The 15,471-nt window shown below is 64.3% G+C and carries 12 protein-coding genes and 1 tRNA gene; 7 read left to right on the top strand and 6 right to left on the bottom strand.

Annotation, left to right across the window (positions count from 1 at the left end):
• The first annotated feature begins 48 nt into the window (after positions 1 to 48).
• Together JGU72_RS29320 and nudC are read left to right on the top strand one after the other, a co-directional pair.
• The gene (locus JGU72_RS29320) at positions 49 to 1,113 is read left to right on the top strand and encodes a potassium channel family protein (RefSeq protein WP_199687829.1); all 1,065 of its coding nucleotides are present in this window, start codon (positions 49 to 51) and stop codon (positions 1,111 to 1,113) included.
• A 36-nt stretch (positions 1,114 to 1,149) separates the two neighbouring features.
• Complete coding sequence (nudC, locus tag JGU72_RS29315) at positions 1,150 to 2,052, top strand: NAD(+) diphosphatase (RefSeq protein ID WP_199687828.1); 903 nt, start codon at positions 1,150 to 1,152, stop codon at positions 2,050 to 2,052.
• On the opposite strand, the gene JGU72_RS29310 is transcribed toward nudC, so the two are convergent.
• Positions 2,049 to 2,279, bottom strand: coding sequence for a mycoredoxin (locus JGU72_RS29310; RefSeq protein WP_233533209.1), 231 nt, complete (start codon positions 2,277 to 2,279; stop codon positions 2,049 to 2,051). The two genes, nudC and JGU72_RS29310, sit on opposite strands and share 4 nt — an antisense overlap.
• A 229-nt stretch (positions 2,280 to 2,508) precedes the next feature.
• On the opposite strand from JGU72_RS29310, the gene JGU72_RS29305 reads away from it, so the two are divergent.
• On the top strand, positions 2,509 to 4,632 hold the full coding sequence (locus tag JGU72_RS29305) for an ATP-dependent DNA helicase UvrD2 (protein WP_199687826.1): 2,124 nt from the start codon (positions 2,509 to 2,511) through the stop codon (positions 4,630 to 4,632).
• 620 nt (positions 4,633 to 5,252) lie between these two features.
• Positions 5,253 to 5,498, top strand: a complete 246-nt coding sequence (locus JGU72_RS29300) for a WhiB family transcriptional regulator (protein WP_233533208.1) — start codon at positions 5,253 to 5,255, stop codon at positions 5,496 to 5,498.
• A gap of 20 nt (positions 5,499 to 5,518) precedes the next feature.
• Here the strand turns inward: JGU72_RS29300 and JGU72_RS29295 are convergent, their stop codons facing one another.
• From JGU72_RS29295 to JGU72_RS29285, 3 genes are all read right to left on the bottom strand, one after another.
• Entirely contained in the window at positions 5,519 to 6,859 is a 1,341-nt protein-coding gene (locus JGU72_RS29295; RefSeq protein ID WP_307828656.1) for an ABC1 kinase family protein, read from the bottom strand.
• A 25-nt stretch (positions 6,860 to 6,884) separates the two neighbouring features.
• On the bottom strand, positions 6,885 to 7,757 hold the full coding sequence (locus JGU72_RS29290) for a hypothetical protein (RefSeq protein WP_199687825.1): 873 nt from the start codon (positions 7,755 to 7,757) through the stop codon (positions 6,885 to 6,887).
• A 77-nt stretch (positions 7,758 to 7,834) separates the two neighbouring features.
• Positions 7,835 to 9,211, bottom strand: a complete 1,377-nt coding sequence (locus tag JGU72_RS29285; RefSeq protein ID WP_199687824.1) for a zinc-dependent metalloprotease — start codon at positions 9,209 to 9,211, stop codon at positions 7,835 to 7,837.
• Positions 9,212 to 9,292: 81 nt separating this feature from the next.
• Here JGU72_RS29285 and JGU72_RS29280 point away from each other — a divergent pair, with 81 nt between their 5' ends.
• Entirely contained in the window at positions 9,293 to 10,324 is a 1,032-nt protein-coding gene (locus JGU72_RS29280) for a YlbL family protein (protein WP_199687823.1), read from the top strand.
• A gap of 1 nt (position 10,325) precedes the next feature.
• On the opposite strand, the gene JGU72_RS29275 is transcribed toward JGU72_RS29280, so the two are convergent.
• The gene (locus tag JGU72_RS29275; protein ID WP_199687822.1) at positions 10,326 to 10,916 is read right to left on the bottom strand and encodes a PPA1309 family protein; all 591 of its coding nucleotides are present in this window, start codon (positions 10,914 to 10,916) and stop codon (positions 10,326 to 10,328) included.
• 148 nt (positions 10,917 to 11,064) lie between these two features.
• On the opposite strand from JGU72_RS29275, the gene JGU72_RS29270 reads away from it, so the two are divergent.
• A complete protein-coding gene (locus JGU72_RS29270; RefSeq protein ID WP_199687821.1) occupies positions 11,065 to 14,043 on the top strand; it encodes a UPF0182 family protein in 2,979 nt (992 codons plus the stop codon).
• Positions 14,044 to 14,103: 60 nt separating this feature from the next.
• Here the strand turns inward: JGU72_RS29270 and JGU72_RS29265 are convergent, their stop codons facing one another.
• Positions 14,104 to 14,592, bottom strand: a complete 489-nt coding sequence (locus JGU72_RS29265; protein ID WP_199687820.1) for a transglycosylase family protein — start codon at positions 14,590 to 14,592, stop codon at positions 14,104 to 14,106.
• Positions 14,593 to 15,071: 479 nt separating this feature from the next.
• On the opposite strand from JGU72_RS29265, the gene JGU72_RS29260 reads away from it, so the two are divergent.
• A tRNA-Met gene (locus JGU72_RS29260) sits at positions 15,072 to 15,145 on the top strand.
• Positions 15,146 to 15,471: the final 326 nt, after the last annotated feature.

Here is a 15,471-nt window from a genome sequence, read left to right as displayed (position 1 = left end):
TGAACAGCCGAGTAGCCGTTGGTATCGACAGCTGCCTGAGGAGGCGCGATGGCCGGTAAGTTGAGGCTGCGCAGCCCAGAGCGCTTGACCGAGCGTCCCGACCACGCCTTGGTGGGCATTCTCCGAATTCCCGAGGGCACAACTACGCCGTGGGTCGCGATCAGCCGACGAGTCGCGGTCGCGTTCTTCGTACTGCTCCTGGCAGCCACGATCGTTTACATCGACCGTGACGGCTACCGTGACGGCGGCCAGGAAAACCAGCTGTCGTTCCTGGATTGCCTGTATTACACAACGGTTTCGCTGTCGACCACCGGTTACGGCGACATCACGCCGCTGACCGCGTCGGCGCGCCTGATCAACATCCTCGTCATCACGCCGCTGCGGATCTTCTTCCTCATCCTCTTGGTCGGCACCACGCTCGCCGTTCTGACCGAACGGTCGCGGCAGGCATTCAAAATTCAGCGATGGAGGCGCAGCGTGCGCAATCACACCGTGGTCATCGGATACGGAACGAAGGGACGCACCGCGATCGACGCGATGCTCGCCGACGGTGTATCGCCGAGCGACATCGTCGTCGTCGATACCGATGCGGCAATGCTCGAGTCCGCGGCGGGTTTGGGCCTGGTCACCGTGCACGGCTCCGCGACGAAGTCCGATGTGCTTCGGCTCAGCGGCGCGCAGCATGCCACTTCGATCATCGTTGCTACGAACCGCGACGACACCGCCGTTCTCGTCACGCTCACCGCGCGCGAGTTGTCGCCGAAGTCCAAGATCGTCGTTGCGATCCGCGAAGCCGAGAATCAGCACCTGCTTCGGCAATCGGGTGCCGACTCGGTCGTCGTCTCCTCGGAAACCGCCGGCCGCCTGCTCGGTATCGCGACGACCACCCCGAGCGTCGTCGAGATGATGGAAGACCTGCTGACGCCCGAGGCCGGGTTCGCCATCGCCGAGCGCGACGTCGAGCCGCAGGAGGTCGGCGGCTCGCCGCGACACCTCAGCGACATCGTCTTGGGCGTGGTCCGCGGGGGGCGCCTTGTCCGTGTCGGCGAACCCGAGGTCGACGCCGTGGAGTCAGGCGACAAGCTGTTGTACATCCGTCGCGTATCGGCCTGAACGAGTCGCTGATAGTTCGGTCAGTACGCTCGCTGTGTGGCCGAATTCGAGCTGACCGACACTCCACTGCTTTCTCGCTCTACTTTGGACCGCGCCGAACACCTGCGGTCTGACAGTGCTGCCCTCAAACAGGGCTGGTCGGATGCCCGATTGCTGCGCATCACGCGCGGCGGCCAGGCCCGGGTCGACGGTTCCCGGCTGGTGCTCGACGCAGCCGCCGACGCCGGCGGCGAGCCGGTCGAAGGCGCAGTTTTCCTGGGTGTCGACAACGGTAGGCACATCTGGGCGCTGTACACGAAAGAGCTGGACGGCAATCTTGCCGACCTGCGTATGGTCGGCGCGCAGTTGAGCGATACCGACGCCGGGATGCTCACGACAGCTGTCGGCCTGCTCAACTGGCACAAGAATTCCACCTTCAGTGCCGTCGACGGCAGCCGCACCAAATCCGCGAACGGCGGCTGGTCGCGATTCAGCGAAGCGACCGGGCACGAGGAGTTTCCGCGGAGCGATCCAGCTGTGATCTGCCTCGTGCACGACGGCGGTGATCGCGCCCTTCTGGCTCGTCAGCATGCGTGGCCTGCGAATATGTTCTCGATCCTCGCCGGATTCGTCGAGACCGGCGAGTCGCTCGAGACGTGCGTTGTGCGAGAGATCCGCGAAGAGGTCGGGCTTGATGTGCGGTCTGTCCGCTACCTGGGCAGTCAGCCCTGGCCGTTCCCGCGATCGGTGATGATCGGATTCTCGGCCGTTGCGGATCCGGATCAGCCGCTGCAGTTCACCGATGGCGAGATCGCCGAGGCGCATTGGTTCACCCGGGCAGATGTGCGAGAGGCGCTCGCCGCGGGCGACTGGACGTCGGCCGCAGGCGTGCGCCTGCTCTTACCGGGCTCGATATCGATCGCCCGCGGAATCGTGTCCGCGTGGGCGGCCCACGACTAGTTCAGTTCTGCGAGTGCCTTCTTGACCGTGGCCAACGACGGATTCGTCGCGGTGCTGCCATCTGCGAACTTGATCGTCGGAACGACGTGGTTGCCGCCGTTGACGCTGCCGACGAAATCGGCCGATGCCGGGTCCTGTTCGATGTCGACCTCGACGTAGCCGATGCCGGCTTCGTCGAGTTGCGTCTTCAATCGACGGCAGTACCCGCACCACGGGGTGGAGTACATGGTCAGCTCGGGCTGGGTTGTCAGCTCTGGTTCAGTCACAGTCACGGGTTCTACAACACGCGACTGCGCGATCCTGTTCCCCATCGTTCGACTACTCCCGTGGCAGCTCGACGCACGTGCGCGATCGTCGTCGTGGAGCTGTGCGAAGACGCGTTTCTCTCACAGGGATGCTCTGCTTGTTGCGGCGGGCGTCCTGGACGGCGCAGTCCGGCTGTCGGTGCCGACTGCAATGATGGTCGGCATGCCAGCCGACGTGACAGTGCCCGGACTCGACCCGGAGCAGTCCGCTGCTGTCCTTGCGCCTCGCGGACCGGTCTGCGTCCTCGCCGGCGCCGGCACGGGTAAGACGCGAACCATCACCCACCGGATCGCGAATCTGGTGTCCACAGGCCATGTTTCGGCAGGTCAGGTCCTTGCCGTCACGTTCACCGCGCGCGCAGCGGGAGAAATGCGCACCCGGTTGCGCGATCTCGGCATCGGGGGAAACGCCGCAGCCGTGCAGGCGCGGACGTTCCACGCCGCGGCTCTGCGCCAGGTGCGGTATTTCTGGCCACAGGTCGTCGGCAATATCGAATGGCAGTTGCTCGATCGCAAGTTCGGCATCGTCGGGCAAGCAGCCAACAGGGTCGGTCTGCCGACCTCGACCGAAAGCATCCGTGATCTTGCGGGCGAGATCGAATGGGCCAAGGCGTCGCTGATCGCGCCCGAGGACTATGCCGAGGAGGTCGCCCGGTTGCGCCGCGAAATTCCCGCGGATGCAGCGAAGGTGGCGCTCGTCTACGACTGCTACGAGACGATGAAAACCACGAGCACGGGTCAGCTGCTCGATTTTGACGACCTCCTGCTCACCACAGCTGCGGCACTGGAGGACCACCCGTCCGTGGCGGACGAATTCCGCGACCGCTACCGGTGCTTCGTCGTCGACGAGTATCAGGACGTCACCCCGTTACAGCAGCGTGTGCTGAACGCGTGGCTCGGTGACCGAGACGATCTCACTGTCGTCGGTGATGCGAATCAGACGATCTACTCGTTCACCGGAGCTACGCCCAAGTACCTGCTCGACTTCTCGCGGCGGTTTCCGGAGGCGACGGTCGTTCGGCTCGAGCGTGACTATCGATCGACGCCAGAGGTGGTTTCGCTTGCCAACCGCGTTATCGGCGCTGCGCGCGGGCGGATCGCGGGTACGCGACTGCAGTTGATCGGTCAGCGGGCGGCGGGTCCGGACCCGACGTTCGTCGAGTACGACGACGAACCCGCCGAAGCAGCGGGCGTTGCCCGGGCAATCAAGAAGCTGATCGCGCAAGGCATCCCAGCGGCGGAGATCGCGGTGCTGTACCGGATCAACGCGCAGTCCGAGGTGCACGAGCAGGCGCTCACCGAGCTCGATATTCCGTTCCAGATCCGCGGAGGAGAAGGCTTCTTCACCCGCGCCGAGGTGCGGCAGGCGGTCCAGGCGTTGCGGCAGGCAGCAGGCCGAGACGACCTGCCGGCCGAAGCCGTCGGCCCGGGTCTCGTCACGCTGGTGCGGGCTTCGCTGGCACCGCTGGGGCTGACGGCCGCGGAGCCCAGCGGTGCGCAGGCGCGGGAGCGGTGGACGTCGTTGACCGCGCTCGTTGCCCTCACCGAAGAGTTGGTCGAACACGACGAGTTGCTGGACCTGCCTGCTCTGCTGCGCGAGTTGGCGGTGCGAGCCGAAGCGCGGCACCCACCGTCGGTGCAGGGCGTGACGCTCGCGTCCCTGCACGCCGCGAAGGGCCTCGAATGGACGGCTGTCTTCCTGGTCGGCCTGTGCGACGGCACCTTGCCGATCGCCCATGTGCTCGGTGACAACGGCGCCGCGACCGACGAGGCCGACCTGGAGGAAGAGCGCCGATTGCTCTATGTCGGTGTCACGCGGGCGCGCGAACATCTCGAGCTCTCCTGGGCGCTCGCTCGTAGTCAGGGCGGACGCAAGTCGCGTCGCAGGTCGCGGTTCCTGGCTGGCCTGGTACCCGACGATTCGCCCGCCTCACGGATCGCGGCTCCGGCCGCCCAGCAGAAGAAGCGGCCGCGGTGCAGGGTCTGCGGTAAGCAGTTGCTGGGCAGTACGGCGACAATGCTCGGCCGGTGCGAGGCCTGTCCTTCCAACGTCGACATCGAGTTGCTGGACAACCTCAAGAAGTGGCGGCTGGACAAGTCGCGCGAACTGAACGTGCCCGCATTTGTTGTGTTCACCGACAACACGTTGACCGCGATCGCCGAGCAGCAGCCGACCGATGATCGTGCGCTGGTGGCGATTCCGGGCATCGGCGCGAAGAAGTTGGAGCGGTTCGGCTCCGACGTGCTGTCGCTGGTTCGTAGCCAAATGAGTTAGAGACAACAAAACCGCAGGTCAAAAATAGGTTGTGCAATGTCGGGGGCATTGCTTACTCTGAATGACACGCACCGGGGACCAGTTCCCTGTGCGCAGGACAAGTGGAACGACTACCCATCCGGAGGAGGTGGCCAGAGTGAAGATCTTCGCATGCAATGCGACGACGTCCGCCGTCTCTCGTGGGACGACGCAGCATGTCATTCTCGCCGCCCAGGGGACCGCTCTGCGTTCTGCCGAATCCGTATCGATTTGGGCAAAGCAGCCGGCAGCAGCACGACTTCGCGGCGCAAATGATGCAGCAGCAGTCATGCACGCATTCCCCCGCTACGCAACCAGCGCATCCGTGACCAGGAGTACGTTCCGAAGTCCGCTTCGGTAGACGAACTCAGCGCAATTTCTTCGGCCACGGATCGCAATCGCGAACCGTGGCCTTCTTCTTGGATATCCAAGCTCCAGGCATCGGCACCGGTTCTCGAGACAGAACGAACACAACCAAGAACCGACGCATGAGAGCAAAGGAGAACGACGTGTCTACCGCGACAAGCTGGATGACATGCCGAGTCGAGATCGAAAGCCGTGTCGCCACAAGCGATTACACGGTCGTCGATGCATCTGCCGCAATGCCCGCACCCCGGTTGGACGAGTTGCCGTGCCGTGTCGCCGACCCGGACCTCTGGTTCGCGGAAAGCCCCGCACAGCTCGACCAGGCGAAGGCGTTGTGCGCAGCGTGCCCGATTCAGAAGTCCTGCCTCGCTGCTGCTCTCGATCGCGCAGAGCCGTGGGGTGTGTGGGGTGGAGAGATCTTCGACCGGGGTGTCGTCATCGCGCGCAAGCGCCCGCGTGGTCGCCCCCGCAAGGTGGCGTAAAGCGCAAACGCGGGCGGGCTCTACACCGAGGTGTGTAGGGCCCGCTCGCCCGGTTCCGTAAAGCCGGGCAGCCATTCCGACAGAATCCGCATGTAGTCGGCCTCCGCATCGAGCTGTGTGGCGATGCCTACCCCGCCGAGAAGCACGCGAAAGATCATCAGATACTCGGGTGGCAAGTTCAGCGAACGCGCTGTCTTGAACTGGGAGCTGTTGAAATCTGCCGCGGTGCCCGCTACTCGTTGCAACCAGGAACGGGTGAAGTGGAAAGACTCGCTCTTGATCGGGTCGGTGAACGGCCGGAGATACTCGTCGATTTCGCGCTCGGTGACAGTACGGCCCGCCAGCACGAACTTGTTTTTCTGCAAGAGGTCTATCAATTCGTCGAATCGTTCTTCCGAGGCGAGACGCACCATCCGGCCGAGGGCAATCGGCAACCCGTCCGGCAGCGGCGCGCATGCGCCGAAGTCGATTATGCCCAGGCGCCCATCGTCGAGAACCATGAAGTTGCCGGGGTGTGGATCACAGTGCAGCGAACCAACGCGTGCCGGTGAGGAGAATGCGAACAGCGCGAAGAGCCGCCCGATGTGGTTCCGCTCCTCTCGGGTACCGTGCTTGATGATCTCACGAAGTGGTTTCGCCGTCATCCATTCTGTAACAACGACTTTCGGAGAACTTGCGACCACCCTCGGAATCGCGAAATCTGGATCGCCCTCGAATTCCTTCGCGAACCGGCGCTGGTTGTTCGCTTCGATCCGATAGTCGAGTTCTTCTTCCATGCGTTCGTTGAGTTCAGCCAGCACCGGCTTGACGTCTGTGCCCGGAACGATCGTGGCCATCATGTTCGCGAAGCGTGCCAGCGTCTTGAGGTCGGCGCGCAATGCCTCGTCTGCACCGGGGTACTGGACCTTCACGGCGACGTCGCGGCCATCCGACCACACCGCGCGGTGCACCTGCCCGATACTGGCGGATGCCGTCGGCTTGTCGTCGAAGGATGCGAACCGTTCGCGCCACTTCGTGCCCAGTTGCTGGTCCAGAACGAGGTGCATCGTAGCGGCAGGCATCGGCGGTGCCTCGGCTTGCAGCTTTGTCAGCGCTTCGCGATAGGGCTCCGCGTACTCGTCGGGTATGGCGGCTTCCATGACGCTCAGCGCCTGGCCGAACTTCATAGCGCCGCCCTTGAGTTCGCCGAGGACGCTGAAAAGTTGGTCGGCTGCCTTTTGGCTCAGCTGCGCGTTGATCTCGCCTTTGTTGCCGCCGGCGAGCTTTCTGCCGTAGCCGACGGCTGCCCGACCGGCCATGCCGAGGGGGATACTGGCGAGCTTCCGCGTTCGCGCCGCGCCTTTGCGTGGAATGTCGGACACCCGACCATCATGGCTGAATTTCACGTTATCGGCTAACTAGTTGTTGATCTTGCCAGCATTCGCACAGACTGTGCCGCTCCCAGGATCGGATTCCGCAGGTGTGGGTGTCGAGGTCGATTTCGAGTGTTGCGTCCAAACTCGCCGGCGCCGGCGTGAACCGTCCGGATGCGACTGCTTCGAGCTGACCGAGCGCGACGGCAGCCGTTGCGAGTATTGCCGCGGGGCTTGCCTGCCCGACGCGACCGAGCAATTGTGCTGCGACCAAGGGCCATTCGTCGTCGTAGCCGCAGCGTGTGAGATCCGCGCAGCGCAGGCAGCTCGTCTGGCCGGGCAGCACCATAGGACCGACGACGCCCTTCCCGTCTCTGATCCGAACTTGCAGGTGCGGGATGCCCGCCGCTACGAGGTCGACCGCAAGGCGGGGGTCGGCGATCAGATCGTCGGTCAGGACGACGAAATCGACCTGCCAGCGCGTAACGTCGTCGATTCCGCGCGCCGTAGACCGCGACACGCGGACACCGGTTCTGCCCAGTCCTGTCGCGATGGCGTCGGCCAGCGGTCCGCGGCCATGTATCCGGATTGCGCGCGGCGCACGTGGACGCTCATCGGCCTCCGAGAGGAGCCCCGCCGCGAGAAGTTCGTCGAGAATCGCCGAAACGTCGACCGCCTCGATGCCGTACTCGGCAGCTCGCCACGTCAGTTGTGGCCTGGACCGGGTCCCGTCGAGCAATTGCAACAGCGCCGCAAGGTTCGCTGCGGTGACGCCGCGCGGGGGAGTGAGTAGAACAGCCGTCTCGGGGTCCCAGCCGAGTTGCACGGATCCGCTGCGCCGGACGAGCAGCGCAATCCGCGGATCCAGCAGTAGATGCGACGTGCGACGAGCTGTCGGTAACGGCATGTCCGCGAGTATGCAAGGAAATGGGCGTCGATCCGATTCCCTTATCCACAGCCCTGGAAGTTATCCACAGCCGGGCGTCAGCTCTCCTCGGACTTGCCCTTCTCTTCCCGTTCGCGAGCTTCGGTTTCTTCGAGCTGAGCGATCGGATCGTCGAAGTCGGTGCCGCCGCCGTGCAGGAAACGGTCGACGAACGCCGTCGGATTGTCGAGGTCCGCGGAGTCCGGGATCAGGTCCGGGTGCGCCCACAATTCGTCGCGTCGATCCGAGCCGGCCTGCTCCGTCAGCTTGCGCCACAGGCTCGCAGCTTCGCGCAGCTTCCGCGGCCGCAATTCGAGACCGACGAGCGTGGCGAACGTCTGCTCTGCGGGTCCGCCGGTGCCTCGCCTGCGCCGCAGGGTTTCGCTCAGCGCAGCCGCGCCGGGCAGGCGTTCGCCGAGCGCGTCGGTGACAACCGTCTCGACCCAGCCCTCGATGAGCGCGATGAGTGCCTCGAGGCGTTCGAGTGCCTGCTTCTGCTCTGGAGTCGTCTGCGGCTCGAAGGCGCCCTGCTGCAGAATTTCCTCGATCTTCGACGGATCCATCAGCGCGCTCGGATCGATGCCGGATGCCGCCTGCTCGATCGCGGAGAAATCCATCCGAATTCCGCGCGCGTAGTCCTCGACCGTGCCGAGGACGCGCTGCCGGAGCCAGGGCACGTGCTGGAACAGCCGCTGGTGCGCGGCCTCGCGTGCAGCAAGGAAGACGAGGATTTCCTGTTCGGGCTGCTCGAGGCCTTCGCTGAACGACGCGATCGCCGCGGGCATGAGCGCGGCGGTACCGGACGGTCCGAGCGGAAGCCCGATCTCGGTCGAGGTCAGAACCTCTTTGGCGAGCTGGCCGAGCGCCTGGCCAAGCTGCGAACCGAAGGCGAGCCCGCCCATCTGACCGAGCATCCCGATCATCGGTCCCGCGATCTGCTGCGCCTCGGGTGGCAGGCTCGAGGTCCACATTCCTGAAATCTGTTGCGCGACAGGGTCACACAGCCGCTTCCAGGTATCGATGGTGCCGTCGATCCAGTCGCCGGGGGTCCACGCGACGGTCTTCGACGCACCAGCGGGTAGCGACGTTGCGCCGTCGAGCCACAGTTCGGCCAGATGGGCCGCGTCCGTGACAGCTTTCTCGGTCCCGGCTGTAACCGGCTTCTGGGTACCGAGTTGCTGGCGTGCCAACTGCTTGGCGACGTCGTAGTTGACCGGTCCACCCGATCCGCCGCCGGCGACATTCGTGCCCATATTGCTGAGCATCTGACCGAATTGAGTCAGCATCTGGCCCAGTGCGGCGGGATCGAAGCCCTCCATGCCGAAGCCGAAAGGATCGCCCGATCCCTTGCCGCCGGACCCCGAGGAGCCGCGCTGATCCTTGTCGCGATCCGGGTCGTCGCCGGCGTTCGAGAAGCCGAACGGGTAATCACTCATGACACCAACCGTACTAGGCGGTGGAGTGCATCGACCCAGGTGTGATCACGCTGACTGCGAACATGTCGATAGTCTTGCCGGGTGAATCGACGGATGCTCACCCTGCTCGCGGCCCTGGTTCCGGTGATAGCGCTCGCCGTGCTCGGCAGCACTGTCGAGGTGCCGTTCGTCGCGCTGGGCCCGGGCCCGACCGTCAACACCCTCGGCGACAACGACAAGGGCGATCCCGTAGTCGCGATCATGGGTCCGGGAGCCCAGCTCGATACGACCACGGGCAACCTGAACATGACCACGGTGACCGTCCGCGACGGGCTGACGATCTTCGAAGCACTCGGTATGTGGGCCAGCGGCAGGCAGGGGCTGGTCCCGCGCGCCGAGGTCTTCCCGCCCGAGAAGTCGCGGGAAGAGATCGAAAAAGGCAACCAGGCGGACTTCCAGGAGTCCGAGGACAGCGCCGAAGTCGCCGCCCTGCACTACTTGAAGTACCCGTTCGACGTGTCGATCGGCACAGTTTCGCCCGACGGACCCGCCAAGGACGCGTTGCGCGAAGACGACGTCCTCATCAGCATCAACGAGACCGACGTGACGTCGGCTTGCGCAGTGCAGCAAGCAGTTTCGTCGGCCGGGCCGCGCTCGACGGCCGTGATTCGCTACACGCGTGACGGCGTCGAATCCACCGTCGACATCCCGCTGGGCGCGCGGCCGGACGATGACAAGAAGGGCTACCTCGGGATCGGCTCGAACGAGGAGCCGAAGGTCGATTTCACGGTCGACTTCGATCTCCCCGACATCGGCGGTCCGTCTGCGGGCCTGATGTTCAGCCTCGCGGTCATCGACAAGCTGAGCCCCGGCGAGCTCAGCGGCGGGAAGTTCGTGGCCGGGACCGGCACGATCGACGCCTGCGGTCAGGTCGGGCCGATCGGGGGGATCCCCTACAAGATGCTCGCCGCGCGTGAGGCAGGCGCGGAGACATTCCTGGTGCCGGCGGAGAACTGCCAGGAGGCCAAGCAGCGCAAGCCGGACGGTTTGCGACTGGTCAAGGTCGAGAAGGTCGACGACGCGGTGTCGTCATTGGAATCGATTCGCGCAGGGGGCGAGGCTCCTACCTGCTGACCTATTCCTCGGACTCGAGCGTCGAGAGGAGTGCTTCGACGATGTTCGGGGCCAGGTCCGGGTAGGTGAGCAACTCGAGGTCGGTGTACGGGTCGTCCTCGTCCTCGGGCTTGAGTTGCAGCAGGCAGAGCGAAGAGCCATCGCGTAGCACCGCCGCGAAAAGGCGACCGGCGCGTCGTTTCGGATGGTTCTCGGCCGCGGCCCTCGCGGCGTCGTCGGCAGCGTCACGGTCGGCGAGCAGGGGCCCCAGTGCTTCGTCCAGGTCGGTTTCGGCCTCGGGCGGCAGCACGACGATTTCCTGAACCAGCGCGCAGCCCGAAACCGCCGGCGGCCACGTCGTCGTCGCAAGAAATTCGTCGAGCGCGCGGGAGCCGCCTTCGATGTCGTCGGGAAACGCTTCCTGCTCGATCGGAGTCAACTCGGAGCCGTCTTCGAGTTGGTCGAGCAGCGCTGGTTCGGCAGCCGCCAGCGCGGCAGTCGGCACGAGGGCGAACATCTGCGGCGGGTGACCCCAGCCGCGGGCGTCGACATGGTCGGCGATGTCACGAACACAGCGCGCCAGAGCTTCCTCGGTCAGTCCGAATTCCGTCACGGCAGCATCCTCGCATCCGCTGCACTGCGCGCCCGACCCCACTCCGCGGTTGTTACGTAGAGTGGGGCGAAACGGTCAGCCATCGGCATGGCCGGGCAAGAAATGGATGCGACGCGAGCCGTCGCCGAAACACCTTGGAGTGTGGCACGTGGGCATGCGGGCTCCCGCCGGTTTACCGTCGCTGTCGAAACGTAGCCGGATTTTGCTGCTGGTGGCGTTGGTTCTCGGAGCGCTTCTTCTGATCGGTCCGCGCGTGGTCGACACCTATACGAACTGGTTGTGGTTCGGCGAGGTCGGCTATCGCAGCGTGTACGTCAAAGTGCTCGTGACCCGGCTGATCTTGTTCTTGGTCGTCTCGCTGGTGGTCGGCGGAATCGTCTTCGCCGCACTGCTTCTGGCGTATCGGACGCGACCCGTGTTCGTTCCGGTCGCCGGACCGAACGACCCGATAGCGCGCTACCGCACGACGGTCATGTCGCGGTTGCGGCTCTTCGGGCTCGGTATCCCGATCTTGCTCGGCCTGTTGTCCGGCCTTGTCGCGCAATCGAACTGGGTCACCGTCCAGATGTTTATGCACGGCGGCGAGTTCGGCGTCAACGACCCGCAGTTCGGCCTGGACATCGGGTTCTACGCGTTCGACCTCCCGTTCTACCGCATGGTCCTGAACTGGCTGTTCGTCGCCGTTGTGATCGCCTTCTTCGCAAACCTGGTGACGCACTACATCTTCGGCGGGCTGCGGCTGACCGGCCGTGAAGGTGCCCTGACACGGTCCGCGCGGATTCAGCTCGCGATCCTTGCCGGCACGTTCGTGCTGCTGAAGGCGATCGCCTACTGGTTCGACCGGTACGCACTGTTGTCGAGTGATCGCAAAGAGCCGACGTTCACGGGCGCCAGCTACACCGACATCAACGCGGTGCTACCGGCCAAGCTGATTCTGCTGTCGATCGCCGCCATCTGTGCGGTCGCGTTCTTCGCGGGCATCTTCATGCGCGATTTGCGCGTTCCCGCGCTCGCAACTGCGCTGCTCGTGCTGTCGTCGATTCTGGTCGGTGCTGTCTTTCCGCTCGTCATGGAGCAGTTCTCGGTCAAGCCGAACGCGTCCGCCAAGGAGCGCGAGTACATCGCGCGCAACATCGAAGCCACGCGGCAGGCCTACGGGATCACGAACGAGACGGTCACCTACGAGCAGAACTGGGGTAGTGCGAACCCGGACATAGAAGCGATCTCGCGGGATGCGGCGACCCTGTCCAACGTTCGCCTGCTCGATCCCAACCTGATTTCGCCGACGTTCCGGGAACAGCAGAAGCTCAAGAACTTCTACGGCTTCCCGGATGTACTCGCGATGGACCGCTACACAGTCGACGGTAAGTTGCTCGACTTCGTCGTGGCGGCTCGGGAACTGCGGCCGAACCAACTCGACGTCGGCCAGCGCGACTGGATCAACAAGCACACGCGCTACACGCACGGCAACGGCTTCATCGCCGCACCCGCGAACAAGGTCGACGAGGTTGCCCAGGATGCGGGCAGTACGCGAGGCGGGTTGCCGCAGTACTCGGTCAACGACCTCGCGAACATCAAGAAGCCCGAGTACAAGGATTCGCCGATTCAGGTGACGCAGCCGCGCATCTACTACGGCGAACTGATCGCCCAGGCCGACCCCGATTACGCGATCGTCGGCGCGAACGGCAAGCCGCCGGTCGAGTACGACGAGGACGGTGTGTCGACGACCTACGACGGTGAGGGCGGCGTCCCGATCGGCAACTGGTTCAACCGGCTTGCCTTCTCGATCAAGTACGGCGAGCGCAACATTCTGCTCTCGTCGGAGATCGGCGACGAATCGAAGATCCTGTTCAACAGGGACCCCCGCGACCGCGTGCAGAAGGCAGCACCCTGGTTGACGACCGACTCCAAGGTGTATCCGGCTGTTATCGACGGTCGTATCAAGTGGATGGTCGACGGCTATACGACGCTCGACCACTTCCCGTACGCCCAGCGGATGTCGCTCGACGATGCGACGAGCGATGCGCTCGAGACCACAGGCAGTGACACGCGGACGCAGGCGAAGAAGGAAGTCTCCTACATCCGGAACTCGGTGAAGGCGACTGTCGACGCCTATGACGGCACCGTCACGCTGTATCAGCAAGACGAAAGCGACCCGGTGTTGAAGGCGTGGATGGGTGTCTTCCCGGACACGGTCGTGCCGAAGGACCAGATTCCGGAGAACCTGAAGGCCCACTTCCGGTACCCCGAGGATCTGTTCAAGGTCCAGCGCTTGCTGCTCTCGAAGTACCACGTCGACGATCCGCTGACGTTCTTCCAGAGCAACGATTTCTGGGAGGTCCCGAGCGATCCGACGATTCCGACGAACACGCGCGGGCTGAGCCAGCCGCCGTACTACGTCGTCGCGTCGGCTCCGCAGGACACCGGCAAGGCGTCGTTCCAGCTGACCAGCGTGTTGCTGGGTCTGCGAAGTCAGTTCCTGAGCGCGTTCGTCTCGGCGAGCTCGGATCCTGACACGTACGGCAAGATCACGGTCAAACAGTTGCCTACGAACGTCCAGACGTTCGGTCCCAAGCAGGTCTACGACCAGTTGGTGTCGTCGGACAAGATCGCCCCGGACAGAACCTTGTTCGAGCAATCCACGGACTTCAAGTACGGCAACCTATTGACCCTGCCGGTCGGCAAGGACGGTCTGCTGTACGTCGAACCGCTGTACGCGCAGGCCAAGAATCAGCCGACGGCATTCCCGAAGCTGTTCCGTGTGCTCGTCTTCTTCAACGGGAAGATCGGTTACGCGCCGACGATCGCGGAGGCGCTCAAACAGGCCGGTATCAACGCCGATGCGGTGACGACCGACCCGACTCAATCGACGCCGGGTACGAACGGATCGACGGACCCCAATCAGGGGCAGGTGACGCCACCGCCACCTGACACGGGTACGCCGCCGCCGTCCGATGGCAACACCGGCACGTTCACGCAAGCCCAGCGGGATGCGGTCACCAAGCTCGATCAAGCGGTCGCCGAGGTGCGGGCGGCGCAGCAATCCGGTGATTTCGAGCGATACGGCAGGGCGCTGTCAGCTCTCGATACCGCGGTGAAGGGTTATCAGAGCGTGCAAGGAAACTGACGCCAGGAAACAAACAAAGGCGCTGCCGTCGATGACGGCAGCGCCTTTGTGCGTGTGGGGTCAGGCTCCGGTCAGGTGCAACGCAACATCGTTGTCGACGAGCATCTGGCGGTACTGGCCTTCGAGGCCGAGCTGCTTGGCGGCGTCGCCCAGGACGTCCGCAGGTGCGGGCTGGGCCGGAACCTGCTCGGGCGCCGGGGCGTCTTCGATGGTCGTCAGGTATGCGCCACAGTGCGGCCACGCGCCGACACCCTGGGTGGCGAGCACGTTCTCGGCAACCCGGATCTGCTCTTCCTTGCTGGCGTTGGACGCCGAGCCCGAACCACCGTTGGCGGCCCAGGTGCTCTCGGAGAACTGCAGACCGCCGTAGTACCCGTTTCCAGTGTTGATGGCCCAGTTGCCGCCGCTCTCGCACTGCGCGACGCCGTCCCAGTTGTGGCTGGCGGCCGACGCCGGCGCTGCTGCAAGACCGACAGGAAGCGCAACGAGGGCTCCTGCAACGAGGGTGAAGCGGAGCGCGCGGGTGCTGATCTTGCGAGTGGCGAACATAAGAATGAAGTCCTCTCCTGCTGATCTACACGGCGTAGCTCGGAGCGTTGAAACCTCTGAGTGTTGTGAAACTCGGTGGTCTACCGGTCCGGCGTATCGAATGCCGTGTCCTTGCCCCCTGGATTGGGTCGGGGTTTCCCGGCCCGCGGGGCAAGGGTCTGACAGCTGCGGGTCGGGCTGGGCCCTTCGAACAGGTTTTCCGGGCCGGAAAGAACATAACTGAAAAACAAGTTAGATAACGTAACGATAACAATAGTTTGAAACAGAATGTTTTGGGTAGAGCGCGAATTGAAAGCGCAGGTCAAGTGCCCGATCGCAATCGAATGATGGTGAGTTGTTATTGGTTCGTTATGTGTGGGGCGTCACGGGCATATTGTGGCGCCGGTCACACCGATTACGCCGTGAGCGGAACGAAAGCTGGTGTTGTCCAGGCGATTTGCGTTCCTGATCCACCGCCCTGTAACGTTGGGTTTACCCGACGCGGGGTGGAGCAGCTCGGTAGCTCGCTGGGCTCATAACCCAGAGGTCGCAGGTTCAAATCCTGTCCCCGCTACTAGGTAGGACAGCCCCGGAGAGATTCTCTCCGGGGCTGTTTTCGTTGTTAGGTGGTTTCGCGTCCACCTGCCGCAGTTGGCGGCGGGCTTTCCCGAGTCGCACTCCTTTTAGGGTCGGTGTCGGCGTGTCGGTCGGCAAGTCGGGGTGCGGTTCCCGAGAGGGGGTGCGGCTGACGGTGGGCTCGGGGTGTCCGTGCGGGACTGGCCCGGGGGCACGTGGCCGAGCAGGTGGTTGGCCGACCATCGCCCGAGACGTCAGCACGACAACCACCTGTTCGGGGGGGCGACGCGACGGGGTTTCCCGAGTCGCACTCCTTTTGGGGTC

This window comes from Antrihabitans auranticaus (assembly GCF_016481275.1).
Classification (GTDB): domain Bacteria; phylum Actinomycetota; class Actinomycetes; order Mycobacteriales; family Mycobacteriaceae; genus Antrihabitans.
Note: the sequence above shows the minus strand (reverse complement) of the source record. Positions and strands in the feature narration are given on the sequence as shown.